We start from the raw sequence: 13134 nt of genomic DNA on the forward strand, positions 1-13134 counted from the left end.
TTTAGTCGGCCATGGAATGGCTCCGAAGCATTGAGCATTGAACCGCACCTGGATTCTCCATCTTGATATTATCCAGGTGAAACATCGTGCGTTGCGTGGCAGTGGAAATAAAACCCACCCAGCCAACACCAGCCCAACGCGAATCGCAGGTTAACCCTTTGAACTCACGCGGCGCCGCGCCTGGCAGCGTGGCGATCAAATCCCACCGAGGCTCGGGCTCGCCAAGGGTGGCGCGCATTTCGACTTGAAACCACGTGTCGGCGGGAACGCTCAACAACTGGCGCCCCCGAACCCAGACTCCCCCGCCACGGAAATCCACGCTGGGCCCCACGATGCCACGGCTCCCATAACGCCATTCGCATTTGGCTTGAGCATCGGTCTCGAGGCGGATCGCGAATTTCAGTTTTGCCACACCAGAGGAGTAATGCGGATTCCAATTCAGGAATGGATAGAAATCGCGATCCAGGCCCGGTGCGTCTTCGAATCGAAGGCAATGGTTCCCTGGGTCGGCGGGATCATTCGTGATGACGATCAAGTCCGAACGTTTCCCCTGGTTGAGGCTGGCCACATTCAGCAATGGCGATGCCGTGCGATCTTCAAAGTCGTCGTGAAGTTGAACAGGGTCCGGTGTGGGCGTCACAAATGCCGGGGGCCACGTTCGGTCCGCTGCCAGATTCTTCCACGCAGTAGAACCATAAACGCCCGCGCGTCGCGGATCGAACGGTTGAAACCCGATCCGCGAAGCGGGTGAATCCGCCCGCAACCGGAAATCGCGGCGCGCTGCGTCCACGAAGAGCGGATCGGTTATGATCGAACCGGCGTCGTTTCCCTGCTCCCGCCATTGGTCCCATGTCTTGCCATCGAAATCAATTTTCTGCCCTGCCGGCCTCCAATAAAGATTCGTGCGCGACTGCACTTTGGCACCCTTCCAACCGCCATACGCCAGTAATTCCCCCTGATCCCAGTAAACCACGTTCCGCTCGAACGTGAACGACAGATGCGGTTCAGCGCGGGTGACGGCCATCTGCGTTTCCCGGCTGAATGCCAGGATGTTGTTCCGAAAGACATTTTCGCGCCCGTAATGCTGGTGCATGCCGCCATCCAGGACGTCGTAAACCAGATTGTTTTCGAAGAGGATGTGCGAACTTCCCTCATCGCAATACAGTCCCCAACCGCCGTAGCTGCCCGCGTAGACGTCATGAATCACGTTGTTCCTCACCACCGTTCCCTCTGATTTGCCCAACGTATAAACGCCCGCCATGTCGCTTAATATTCCGTAACCAATGTGATGCAGATGATTGAACTCAATCAGGTTTCGCTTCGCTCCATTTTCTCCATATCCCCAGCGCCAGCCCGCCGAGATCGCGGTGTAGAAGAAATCCCCGACGTCGCAATGGCGGATCACATTGTCCGCGCTGTGGCCGATCCAGATCCCCACGGCATCGGGCCGGATTCGCCCTCCGCTCTGAATGATGCAATTGTCAACCGTGATGCCGCTTGTCCGGACGTCGCTCGGAACAATCCCGGTCTCGCCGATGCGCACTCCGCTAACGCCGACGTCAAACACGCGGGAATGTTCGACGGCGCAATCCTGGGTGTTTCGACGGAACCAGATGGCCGTGCCGCCGATGTGCTCAACGGCGCAATGGGTGAATTGAATCCCGCGGGCATGGTCCAGCGCAATGGCCGCCGCCGTCACATTCATCGCAGCCTGGTTCGGAGCATACCCCTCCGGAGGAATTCGCAATTCCGCGTGACGGAACTTCAAACCTTCGAAACGAAGATGCTGCACCTGCATTTCGGGCGCTCCCTGGATCGACACCAGGTGCTCCAGCATCGGCGCGATCACTTCCGCGTTGCTCAGATCCTCGCCGGGTCGCGGCTGGTAATATAGCCAGCCTTCGCGATCCAGAAACCATTCACCGGGCGAATCCAGCGCTCCCAGAAAGTTTTCCAGCAGATACAGGCCCCCGCGCTGCATCTGGTTCCACCATTTCATGACTGCCCCATCGGAAACTAATCGTCCATCGGCAGGAGCAGCTTCTCGAAGCCGCTCGCGGGTTGTGTCCCATTTGTGAAAAACGAGGATCTGCACATCCTGCAATTCTTCCGCTGGCAAGCCCCGCAGTGCTGCAGCATCTTCCGGTTTCACAGTGAATGTATGTCGATAAGGCCGCCTGCGATCGCCAGATGGCTCTTCCGCGACCCCCTTCAAAATCGAGAAATCCCAGGCATTCGGCGTTCGCGCACGCGTGGCTCGCGCTCCATTCACCCAAAGCTGCTCAAAACGCCATTCGCCCGCGGCCTGATCCCCTGTTCGTTGGATGCGCGTCTTCCATATCCCCGGTCTTTGGGAATCCGCCTGCCAGCCAGTGACGCGCCGGCCGCCGCTTATGATCACTTCGGCGCCTGGCTGGGCGCGGTAAACCGTCGGTTGCTCTGCCGAGATTCCGGAATCCAAGGGTGTGAATTCCAGGGACCTTTGCATCTCATACACTCCCGGGCCAAACGTAACGATCACGCTGGATCCGGGCGACGTGGATCGTGCAAAGCGAGCGGCCATTTGCGCGCGTTCGACCGAAGCGAACGGCCGGGCCTGCGTTCCGGGATTTGAATCATCGCCCGCAGGACTGACGAACAGTTCAGCTGCCAGCGCGGGAGGGTTCAAAGCTATCGCCGCAAGAGTGAGGACGGACAACAAGCGGCAGGCAAAGGTGATGATCAATGGCATTTAGGTGGTGACGTTTTCGGGTTCAGAATAGCAGACCCGGGAACGCTGTCCTGTCGACTAAACAGGAGACACCCTTCGCCTATCCTGCAGCGCGACGCCAACTGCCTGCCGTTTGTCAGCCGCGCCGAAACTTGGCGACTGCCTGAGTGCGCGAGCGCACTTGAAGCTTTTCGTAGATGCGGCGGCTGTAGGTGTGGACCGTTCCAAAACTCACGCCAATCCGGTCGGCAATTTCCTTGAACAGGTAACCTTCCGCAACGAGTTCAAGCACTTCGCGCTCGCGCGCGGAGAGCATCTCCATTTCCTTGTTGGGGGTGGCCTCCTCTTTGAAATATTCAACAACCTTCCGGGCGATATGGCTGCTCATCGGGGAGCCGCCGCGATTGATCTCGCGCAACGCCCCGAGCAGTTCCTCAATCGAAGTTTGCTTCAGCAGATAACCGCCCGCCCCGGCCCGCAACGCGCTGAAGATCGCTTCCGTATCCTCATAAACTGTCAGCATCAGCACCTGTGGCTGGGGACAAATCATTTTGAGCTGTCGCACGCACTCCACTCCATCCACATCCGGCAGATTGATGTCCATGATGACAACGTCAGGATTCAATCGTGGAATACCCTCCAGCGCCGCGGCGCTGCAGTTGAAGCGTCCTTCCACTTGAAAACCCGCGTCGGTATCGATCAATCTCGCCAGCGCGGCGAGCAACTCGGCGTCGTCCTCCACGATAGCCACGCGGATCTTGCCCGGCGGCTTTCGCGTCGAACTCGGCGCCACCACCGGCTTTGGCGTTTCGCTTGCGATTCCCATCCTCACAACCTTGTTGTGCTTCGTCATAACCGGCAAGTCGCCTGTTTGATGGACACGGGCGATTCTAATCTGGGTTGCATGACCTTGAAACGGACGGTGGTCCCTTCACCGGGCACGCTGTTGAACTCGCAAGTCCCTCCCAGCTTTGCCAGCCGCTCGCGCATGTTACCCAGACCGTCGCCCCGTTGTTCGGGGATCGCCGATGGCAATCCCACGCCGTCGTCGCAAATTTCCAGCGTGAATCCGTCCTCCTGAAGCGTCATCCGGAGCTGCAATTTCCGGGCGGAGGCATGCTTGATGGCATTGTGCATTGCCTCCTTGCAGGCGAGAAAAATGTTCAATCGTTCCGCGCCATTCATCGGCCGCCTGGGTATCACTGGAGGAATGGTCAACTGGCATCGCAATCCCGCGGTGCGCGCCAGATCGGTTGCCAGTTTGCTCAGGTACGAAACCAGCGCGTCCAGCGTGTCGTTGCGCGGATTGATCGCCCACACGATTTCGTCCAGGCGCCGGGTGATTTCCCGCGCAGCACCCCGGATCGCCGATAAATGGCCCTCGGGGGTGAACACCTGTTCCGGCTCGCGTCCGGCCAGCTCGGTAAGCAGCACAATGCGCGTCAGTGTTGAGCCGATGTCATCATGAATGTCGCGCGCGATCCGTGCGCGTTCTCGATCCAGCGCCTGATGCGCTTCCACCAGCGCCAGCCGCTGCCGCATCTTGCGCGTTGAAATACCGTGGGCGACCGCCGTGGCCCCTGCGGCCAGAAGCAGCAGCACCACGATTCCCAGAAGCAGGCACAAAATCAAAAATGCCCGCGTTTGATGGAAAAACGGCTCTTGCACGAAATGGACCCGGCTTCCGTTTTCATTCCAGGCGCCGCTGGCATTCCGGGCGTGCACCTCAAACTCGTATTCGCCAGGCGGCAATTTGGTGAACCGCGCCACCCGATTGTTTCCCGCGTGGGCCCACTCCGGATCCAAGCCCTTCAATCGGTACCTGTAAACCGCCTTTCCCGGCTCCACATACGTCAAGGCGGCATAATGAATTTCCACGCTGCTCGTCCCAGGCGGCACGTTGATCTCGGCCTCTGGATTTTTAGGAAACCCGGGAGCCGTCCGTTGATCCAACAATACGTGCTCGATTACCAGAGGCGGCGGTTCGGGATCCCGGAGGCCCTTGGGGTTCACTGCGACGACGCCAGTTTTTGACGCGAACCAGAGACGTCCCTCGGCGCCGCGCGCCGCGCCCTGGCCCCATGGGGAGCCGCCGAGATAACCAGCTCGCATCCCCTGCGCCTTGCCGAACTGCACCACGCCCAGCTGCCGCGCCGCGCCCTCGAGATAGTGATCCACGTCACTGCGCCGGATTCGGAACAATCCATTCGCACAACCGAACCATAGATTATCCCGCTCCACGAGCATGCTGTTGATGCGGCCCAGTTCCGACAGGACGCCCTCCGCATCGATGGACTTCCAATCGTACCGGCGTCGCGCAACGGCCTTATCAGTTGCCAGCCACAAGGTTTCGCCCTCCCACTCGAGCGCGGTGATGCGCGATCCTGGAATCTGCTTTCCCAGGTCAAGCGTTTGGCTGAGTTTACCAGACCATTCGAACAAACCTTTTGAGGATCCGATCAGCACGCCCCCGTCTCGGTTGGTGATTACCGCGGTAATGCTCATCGCGGGCCATCCATTTCCGATCGATGTGAGGGTCTCGTCATGAAACGAGAACAGGTTGGTGGGCGTGACGATCCAAATGCGGTCCCCAGCCTCACAGAAAACTGCCCGTCCCTCGATGGTTCGCATTGGAATGGTTCTGCCGTTGCGAACGCGATAACAACGCGTGTCGGTGGCAACCCAAAGGTCGCCCTGGGTGGTTTCCATGAACCGGAAGTCGCCCAGAAGATCGGGAATCGCCACGCGGTTGGTCCACACCTCACCCTCTCGCCGGAAGATGCCGCGGGAAAAGATGCTCGCCCAAATTCCGCTGGGACCAGCTGTAATGCTGCTGACTGGCCCCAATCCATCCAAAGATCCATAGTGCTCAATCGGATTGTTGCGGATGCGATACAACCCATCTGCGGTGCCGATCCAAAGACTGCCCTCCCGGTCGTAAAGCAGGGAAAAAATAAACGCGGTTCGCAGATCCGTTTCCTCGACCGCGAAAGCCCGGCCCTCGCGCACACAATAAAGCCCCGAATAAGTCCCGACCCAAAGGTTGGTTTCTGCGTCCTCGCACATCGCCCAGACACCAACCGGGCCCAAACCTTCAGCTCGGGCGTATGTAATCAATCCGCCCCTGGACGTAATCTGAACGAGGGCGGGTTCCAGATCGCTGCCCACCCACATGCTTCCATCGCGGCTGCAGAACACACCGGTCAACCGGTTGGTGATTGGATAGGGGCGATCAAAACCATCCGGTTGACAACGCACCAGGCCCCGGCTGGTGGCCAGCCAGATTGTGCCGCTGCCATCCTCTGCAATCTGCCGCACTTCGCCGAACTGCTCGGCGAACGTGGGGAATCGTTGTACGTGCCCCTCAGCCGTCCGCACCAGCAACCCACCTCCACCCAGCCAAAGATTCCCGCGCTGATCTTCATACAGGGGGATTCCCCTTGCGCCTGGGCGCGGCAGAGCGATTTCGAATCGAGCCGCCTGCCCATGCTGCCACCGCACCAGCGAGTTGGTGTTCGACGACTTGGTGATCCATAAGCTGCCTTCCCTGCCGGACGCGAGCCGCGTGTGGTCCCGGTCGCCGCCAGCCGTCATGGGTGCCGGAGAGGCGAATTCGACTCCGTTGAAACGCACGAGGCTGTTTGTGGAACCGGTTGTTCCAAGCCAGACATAGGCGTCGCCCGTTTGAACCAGGGAAACAACGTTGTGGTTTGGCAAACCATCGGAGGTTTGCCAGTGGTCGGACTGGATATTGCGAATGGATTGGAACGCGGCGAAACCCTGGAGCGGCACGGCCAGAAAAATCCATCCCATTAAGGCAAAACCTTGCAACCATTGCGTCAATGGATGGTTTTTCATCGAAGCCATCCTGCAACAGAAAAAGGATGACAACAAACGCAAAACGTTCGAGGTGTGGATGACTCAAACCGCGGCGATCATGGAGGGTCCGCCGCTCGCGCTTCCCCACGTTGAAAGCAGCGAAATCTGTGATAGCGTCCGGCATGAACAAGGCCTTGGGACTTTCAGATATTGCCATCAGCCCAGTTGGATTCGGGTCGTGGGCCATTGGCGGAGATTGGGAATTCGGGTGGGGATCGCAGGACGACAAGCAATCGATTGCCGCCATTCATCGAGCACTGGAACTTGGGATAAACTGGATCGACACGGCGGCCGTCTATGGGCTGGGGCATTCGGAGAAGGTTGTTGCACGCGCCCTTGCGGAATGGAAAGGAAAGCGTCCTTACGTCTTTACCAAGTGCGGCATGATCTGGGACGACAAGGGCAAGGTGGGCTACTCTTTGAAGGCAGAGTCCGTGCGGCGCGAATGCGAGGAAAGTCTGAAGCGGTTGGAGACCGATGTGATCGATCTCTATCAGATCCACTGGACGGCCGACGACATGGCGGAAACGATTGAGGGCTGGCAGACGCTCGCGGCGCTTCAGAAAGAGGGCAAGGTCCGGGCAATTGGGGTTTGCAATGCAACCGTTGCCGAGATGAAGGCGCTGCATGAAATCGCGCCCATCACAAGTCTTCAACCTCCTTACTCATTGATTCGGCGCGACGTCGAAAAGGAACAGCTTCCCTGGTGTCAGCGCGAGCACGTCGGCGTCATCGTTTACTCGCCGATGGAATCCGGCCTTCTGAGCGGAACGATGACGCGCGAGCGGATTGCGTCACTTCCATCAGGCGACTGGCGCAAGCGCAACGAGCGCTTTCAGGAACCACAACTGTCGCGGCATTTGCAAATCGTTGAACGATTGAGGAACATAGGAGCGCAGCATGGACGTTCGCCCGCGGAAGTTGCGATCGCCTGGACGCTCGGAAACATCGCCGTGACCGGCGCGATAGTTGGCGCACGCACGCCGAAGCAGGTGGAAGGGGTTATCGGCGCACTGGAATTCCGGCTGAATCCAGCCGAAATGCAGGAACTCGAATCGATCAATGCGTCAAAATCCAGCTGACTGCATTCATGCGCCAATTCTTCGATCACATCGACATCCGTGTTCCAAATCTGGCGGCTGCGACCCCGTATTACGAGTCGCTTCTTCCTGCCCTTGGGTTCACACAACCAGTGCAGATCGAGGGCTGGCTTCAGTTCGAGGCGGGAGAGTTCGAGCCGTTCGTCGGAGTCACGGAGTCAAGAACACATGTAGCAAATGAGAACAGGGTGGCATTTCGAGCGAACAGCTGCGATGAGGTCGATCAACTCAGCGAAGTTGTTCGTCGAGCCGGTTCCCGAAATATCGAAGGGCCGATGGATTACGAAACAAACTATTATGCTCTGTTCTTTGAGGATCCATGGGGTAATCGCTTCGAGATCTGCCACCGGGCGCGGCCCTAGGGAGGTTCCCAGTTGCCGCGCGAAATCGCGTGCGTAAATTGTTCCATGAAGAAGCGTCATCATTCATCTGAGATCACGTGGAATCGGAATAATCCGACGAAGCCAAGCCGCGAACAGTTGCGAACGAAGACGCCGCGGTTTAACTCGCCGCGCCAGTCGGCCCGTCCGATGGAACGCAGCGGGCAGCGTCGCAGTCATTGATGTATTTCCTCACCGCTGCTCCAGCGCGGCACACTGGTTGCGCCGAAGCCATGGTCCATGAATGCCGCGGGACTGTAGAACACCGATCGCTTTCGAAACCCAGCCCAATGCGGCAGTTGCTGCCAGTTGGCCAAAACAACGCCCGCCTTCTCGGGCTGCGGGCGAATTCTTGAGGATCGCGGCGACTTTCAACAAATCGCGCAAACGCCACAAGACCCGGTGAACGTTTGCGGATTCCTGCCAGCCAATGTAGCCGTTGGCAGCGTGTACATTTCCGATTACATTTCGCGGCTCAATGCCAACGTTTCTTAACATTGCCGCATACAGGTTTGCGCCTTTGAGTGATCTCGGACCGCTCCGGGGCCGCCTGCTTGACCTCTGCAAAGGCTGGTCTTTGCGCGGCACGATTTTGCTGAGCCCTGAGGGAATCAACCTCTTCGTCGCAGGATCGCCTCCCCATGTGGAACTGTTGCTGGCCGAATTGCGTTCGATTCCCGGTCTGGGCGACCTCGATGTCAAAACAAGCGAAAGTGATCATCAGCCGTTCAACCGAATGCTTGTTCGTTTGAAGAAAGAGATCATCGCGTTCGGCATCGAGGGCATTGCTCCGGGCTCACGGACTTCTCCGAAGGTGCCGCCGAAGAAGCTCAAAGAGTGGCTGGATGAGGGCAGGCCTATCACGCTCCTGGATACGCGAAACAATTACGAGGTGAAGCTGGGAACGTTTCAAAACGCGCTGCCGATCGGCATCGATCACTTTCGCAATTTCCCCGAAGCCGTCCGCCAATTGCCGTCCGAACTGAAGGAAAAGCCCGTTGTCATGTTTTGCACCGGGGGTATCCGCTGCGAGAAAGCCGGGCCGTTCATGGAAATGCAGGGATTCAAACATATCTTTCAGCTCGAGGGAGGAATTCTAAAATACTTTGAGCAATGCGGTGGCGCACATTTCGAAGGCGAGTGCTTCGTGTTCGACCAGCGTGTCGGAGTCGATCCCTCATTGCACGAAACCGATTCGACTCAATGTTTCGTTTGCCTGGTCCCGCTGAGTCGCGCCGAGCAGGAGGACGCCCGCTATGTGGCGGGCAAGTCATGTCCGCATTGCTTCAAAACGCCCGACCAACGAAGGGCGGCTTTGATCGAGGAACGTCACAAGGCAATCCAGCGCTGCACCGACCCTCTTCCCGGCGGGCTGCCTTACGACAACTACCGCCCGTTGAATATTCCGTCCAACTGCGATGGTCACGCCCTTTGTGACGCACTGAGTCAAATCGTCCGACACATACCGGCTGCGCACTGGCGGGTCCAATGCGATCGCGGATTGATACTCGACAGCGAAAAGCGGCGTGCCGCTGCAGAACAGATTGTCCATGCCGGGGAACGTTATTTACACAGGTTCCCCGGCATTGTGGAACCGAATGTAAACGGGAACATTCAGATAATTCACGAGGACGAAGCTCTGATCGTTGTCAACAAACCGGCCCCGCTGCCGATGCACGCTGGCGGACGATTCAATCGCAACACGCTGCAATACATTCTGAATCAGGTTTATTTCCCGGAAAAGCCAAAGCAGGCGCATCGTCTCGACGCAAATACGACGGGCGTCGTGCTTCTTACCCGCATGCGCCGTTTTGCTGCTCTATTGCAGCCACAGTTCGTTCGCGGCGATGTTAGGAAATTTTATCTGGCCGGCGTTTGGGGTCATCCGCAGGCAGATGAATTCGTTTGTGATGCGCCGATCAGTGCCGAAGCTGTTGAAGTCGGCACGCGGGAAATCGATTTTGAAAGCGGGTTACCATCTCGCACCGAGTTCACAGTCCTTCGCCGGAATAGCAATGGAACAGCTTTGCTACAAGCGCGGCCGGTAACGGGGCGCACAAACCAGATCCGCGTTCATCTGTGGCACCTGGGGTTCCCGGTTGTTGGCGATCCCGTGTATTTGCAAGATAAGAAGCTGGGGCACGTTCAGACCCTTTCAACTCTGGATGAACCGCTGCAATTGCATTCGGAACGCATTCACTTTTTTCATCCGCTGACAAAAAAGGCCGTGGAGTTTGCTGCGCCAGCGCCGGTTTGGGTTGCCTCTTGAAACGTAGCCTTCTGCAATCCCGACCATTGGCTGATCAGTCGGATATCGCAGCGGCGGAACGCCGGGCCCAACGCAGTTTGGCTGGGGTTGATCGCGGATTCGATCTGCGTTCGTCGAAGTCGGGACGGATCACATCCGGCGCGATTTCCTGATAAAACCCATTTTCGAATCCTGCTCGAAACGCTTTTTTGACGCGACGATCCTCACCCGAATGAAAGCTAATCACAGCGGCGCGTCCGCCTGGTTTCAAACAGGCTGGAAGGTTTCTGAGAAAACTCTCCAACGCTGAGAACTCATCGTTAATCTCGATCCGAATCGCCTGGAAGACACGGCGAACCGTAAGATCCACATCGTTTCGATCCCGCAGTGGGATTGCCTCACGAACCCCTGCAACCAGAGCCCTGGTGGTCGGAAACGACTTCCCCGCCAGGGCAATCGCAAGCGCGTGAGCCTGGGCTTCGTCCGCATTTTCCAGAAGTATCGCGGCAAGGCGCTGCGGCGACACAGATTTCAGAAACACAGAAGCCGGCTGGCCACGTTCAGGATTCATACGCATGTCCAACGGGCCATCGAATTTGACGGAGAAACCGCGTGACGGATCATCCAACTGCATCGAAGAAACTCCGAGATCGGCCAGAATCACGTCTGCACCCTCCGTCAGGTTTTCTGACTTTAACGCCTTTGAAGCGCCTGCAAAATTCATCCGGTGCGCTGAAAACGTGCTGTCCTGCCAGCCTAGCGCGCGAAGTCGGGCTTCGGCTCGACGCAATTCGATGGGATCGGCGTCCAGCCCTAACAGTCGTCCGCCAGGCTGCAATCGGGACAAGATCTCGGCCGTGTGCCCTCCATATCCGAGAGTGCAGTCAATGGCGATTTCCCCCGGCTTCGGATCCAGCACCATCAAGACCTCTCGAACCATGATGGGACGGTGAGTTCCCGCAGGAGTTTTTCCCGCGGCAATTACCTTGGAGATGGTTTCAGGATCAAGGGATTCTGAATGTTCCTTGTATTTCTCAAGAAAATGGCGCGGATATTTGCCGGCGTAACGTTTTCGGCGCTTGTGAGCTACCTGGCCAGCCGCGTGATTCAATTCTGAGGGGCTTTGGTCGGGCATTCAGTGGAATCTCTCCAAAACCGCTCGCGCGCGCGAGAAACTTTCACCTATTCTGAAAGTTGCTTCTCTTCAGCCTTCCGTTCAATGTCCCCTCGCTGGCGTTTCCGGCTTTGCGGCTTGGCCTTTTCGTAAAATTTCTTGTTTAGCCTGGCCTGGCCACCTTCGGTGAGGAATCTTCGCGCAAAGACCAGCGCTTTATTCGACCCTCCCGCGACTACTGTGCGATCCCCGCGCATGATCCCTCGATAGCCGATAGCGGCGACATCCTGCGGTGCCATAACGTGGGCCTTTTGAAAGGCGTTCGTATCGACCATTCCCGCCTTGGGAAAAAAGTCCGTATCCGTTGGTCCGGGGCAGATTGCAGTCACCGTGATTTCAGTCTTTTCAAGCTCTGTCGCGAGGGCTTCCGTAAATGAAAGCACGAACGCTTTGCTTGCGTGATATACAGCCAAAAGAGGGCCGGGTTCAAAACCGGCAATTGAGGCTGTGTTCGCCACCCGCCCGCGGTTTCTCGAAATCATCTCAGGAAGAAATAGATGCGTCAGTCGCATCACTGCTTCGATATTGACCCGGACAATCGAAAGCTGATCGTGGAGCGTTATATCCCAGAAATTCCCCCGATATCCGAGGCCGGCGTTATTTACAACGATATCGATCCGTTCACCATCCCGTAAAACTGCGTCGTGAATCCGTTTGGGAGACTCCGGGTCCTCTAAATCGGCAGGAATGACGCCTACTTTTATGTCAAAGTCGGCACTTAAGTTCGATGCGATCGCGCGGAGCTCCTCCTCCTTCGGGGCGGTGAGGATGAGGGAGTGACCGTTCTTCGCAAATTCACGTGCCAGGGCGAGGCCGATTCCGCTCGACGCACCTGTGATCAATGCAGTTTCCGAATTCATAGGTGAACATGCTTTCGGAATGGCCCGCGGCAACTGGGCTCTCTGCCTACTAAAAAAAAACCCGGAGCCTGATGCTCCGGGTTTTAATTAAAGACTGGCGGCGACCTACTCTCGCAGAATCTATAAGACTACTACCATCGGCCCTGCAGCGTTTGACGGCCGTGTTCGGAATGGGAACGGGTCGGACCGCTGCGGTATTGCCACCAAAAACTGAAGGTTCCAGATAAAAAATCCAAAACCAAATATTAAAGAACCTTACCGAAACATTCGGGATTCTCTGAAATCTACACACAGGGATTCGGGGAAAACCCAATTCGCGAGTTAAAATCGCATTTTCAAACATCGCCCACAGGCTTGCACCTGCAGGATCCGAAAGAAAAAAGCGATCAAGCCGCACGACCGATTAGTACTGGTCGGCTGAATGGATTGCTCCACTTACACGTCCAGCCTATCAAACGGGTAGTCTGCCCGTGGTCTTTAGGGGGCTTGCGCCCCGGGAAACATTATCTTGGGAGGAGCTTGGCACTTAGATGCTTTCAGCGCTTATCTCTTCCGCACATGGCTACGCAGCGATGCCCCTGACGGAACAACTGCCACACCAGAAGTGCGTCTAACCCGGTCCTCTCGTACTAAGGTTAGAACCCCTCAAGTTTCCTGCGCCCACAGTGGATAAGGACCGAACTGTCTCACGACGTTCTGAACCCAGCTCGCGTACCGCTTTAACCGGCGAACAGCCGGACCCTTGGGACCTTCTCCAGCCCCAGGATGCGATGAGCCGACATC

The 13134-nt window shown here is 57.3% G+C and carries 8 protein-coding genes and 2 rRNA genes; 3 read left to right on the plus strand and 7 right to left on the minus strand.

Going from position 1 to position 13134, the window contains the following annotated elements; translation table 11 throughout:
* Position 1 precedes the first annotated feature (1 nt).
* The 3 genes from VEH04_16180 to VEH04_16190 all read right to left on the minus strand — a co-directional run bounded on the left by VEH04_16180 (position 2) and on the right by VEH04_16190 (position 6577).
* Complete coding sequence (locus VEH04_16180; GenBank protein ID HYG24318.1) at positions 2-2731, minus strand: right-handed parallel beta-helix repeat-containing protein; 2730 nt, start codon at positions 2729-2731, stop codon at positions 2-4.
* A gap of 115 nt (positions 2732-2846) precedes the next feature.
* Positions 2847-3563 carry a response regulator transcription factor gene (locus tag VEH04_16185; protein ID HYG24319.1) on the minus strand — a complete coding sequence of 239 codons (717 nt, stop codon included), beginning with the start codon at positions 3561-3563 and terminating at the stop codon, positions 2847-2849.
* Positions 3560-6577 carry a two-component regulator propeller domain-containing protein gene (locus VEH04_16190; GenBank protein HYG24320.1) on the minus strand — a complete coding sequence of 1006 codons (3018 nt, stop codon included), beginning with the start codon at positions 6575-6577 and terminating at the stop codon, positions 3560-3562. The genes VEH04_16185 and VEH04_16190 overlap by 4 nt, the downstream gene beginning before the upstream one ends.
* Before the next feature lie 134 nt (positions 6578-6711).
* Between VEH04_16190 and VEH04_16195 the strand changes: the two genes are divergently transcribed.
* The 3 genes from VEH04_16195 (at position 6712) to VEH04_16205 (ending at position 10338) form a co-directional block, all read left to right on the plus strand.
* Complete coding sequence (locus VEH04_16195; protein ID HYG24321.1) at positions 6712-7671, plus strand: aldo/keto reductase; 960 nt, start codon at positions 6712-6714, stop codon at positions 7669-7671.
* Between the two features lie 8 nt (positions 7672-7679).
* Positions 7680-8051 carry a VOC family protein gene (locus tag VEH04_16200; GenBank protein HYG24322.1) on the plus strand — a complete coding sequence of 124 codons (372 nt, stop codon included), beginning with the start codon at positions 7680-7682 and terminating at the stop codon, positions 8049-8051.
* A gap of 496 nt (positions 8052-8547) precedes the next feature.
* Entirely contained in the window at positions 8548-10338 is a 1791-nt protein-coding gene (locus VEH04_16205) for a pseudouridine synthase (GenBank protein ID HYG24323.1), read from the plus strand.
* Positions 10339-10372: 34 nt separating this feature from the next.
* Here VEH04_16205 and rsmH read toward each other — a convergent pair whose 3' ends face one another.
* The 4 genes from rsmH to VEH04_16225 form a co-directional block, all read right to left on the minus strand.
* Entirely contained in the window at positions 10373-11452 is a 1080-nt protein-coding gene (rsmH, locus tag VEH04_16210) for a 16S rRNA (cytosine(1402)-N(4))-methyltransferase RsmH (protein HYG24324.1), read from the minus strand.
* Positions 11453-11499: 47 nt separating this feature from the next.
* Positions 11500-12351, minus strand: coding sequence for an SDR family oxidoreductase (locus VEH04_16215; GenBank protein HYG24325.1), 852 nt, complete (start codon positions 12349-12351; stop codon positions 11500-11502).
* Positions 12352-12443: 92 nt separating this feature from the next.
* Positions 12444-12559 (minus strand): 5S ribosomal RNA (gene rrf / locus VEH04_16220).
* Between the two features lie 174 nt (positions 12560-12733).
* A 23S ribosomal RNA gene (locus VEH04_16225) occupies positions 12734-13134 on the minus strand; the annotation flags it as partial.

Source organism: Verrucomicrobiia bacterium (genome assembly GCA_035629175.1).
Taxonomy (GTDB): domain Bacteria; phylum Verrucomicrobiota; class Verrucomicrobiia; order Limisphaerales; family DASXHY01; genus DASXHY01.

What these genes read in the sequence shown, in the direction of transcription:
- VEH04_16180 (HYG24318.1), bottom strand. Translation starts at nt 2,731, where the DNA reads ATGCCATTGATCATCACCTTTGCCTGCCGCTTGTTGTCCGTCCTCACT.
- VEH04_16185 (HYG24319.1), bottom strand. Translation starts at nt 3,563, where the DNA reads ATGACGAAGCACAACAAGGTTGTGAGGATGGGAATCGCAAGCGAAACG.
- VEH04_16200 (HYG24322.1), top strand. Translation starts at nt 7,680, where the DNA reads ATGCGCCAATTCTTCGATCACATCGACATCCGTGTTCCAAATCTGGCG.
- VEH04_16195 (HYG24321.1), top strand. Translation starts at nt 6,712, where the DNA reads ATGAACAAGGCCTTGGGACTTTCAGATATTGCCATCAGCCCAGTTGGA.
- VEH04_16190 (HYG24320.1), bottom strand. Translation starts at nt 6,577, where the DNA reads ATGGCTTCGATGAAAAACCATCCATTGACGCAATGGTTGCAAGGTTTT.
- rsmH (HYG24324.1), bottom strand. Translation starts at nt 11,452, where the DNA reads ATGCCCGACCAAAGCCCCTCAGAATTGAATCACGCGGCTGGCCAGGTA.
- VEH04_16205 (HYG24323.1), top strand. Translation starts at nt 8,548, where the DNA reads ATGCCAACGTTTCTTAACATTGCCGCATACAGGTTTGCGCCTTTGAGT.
- VEH04_16215 (HYG24325.1), bottom strand. Translation starts at nt 12,351, where the DNA reads ATGAATTCGGAAACTGCATTGATCACAGGTGCGTCGAGCGGAATCGGC.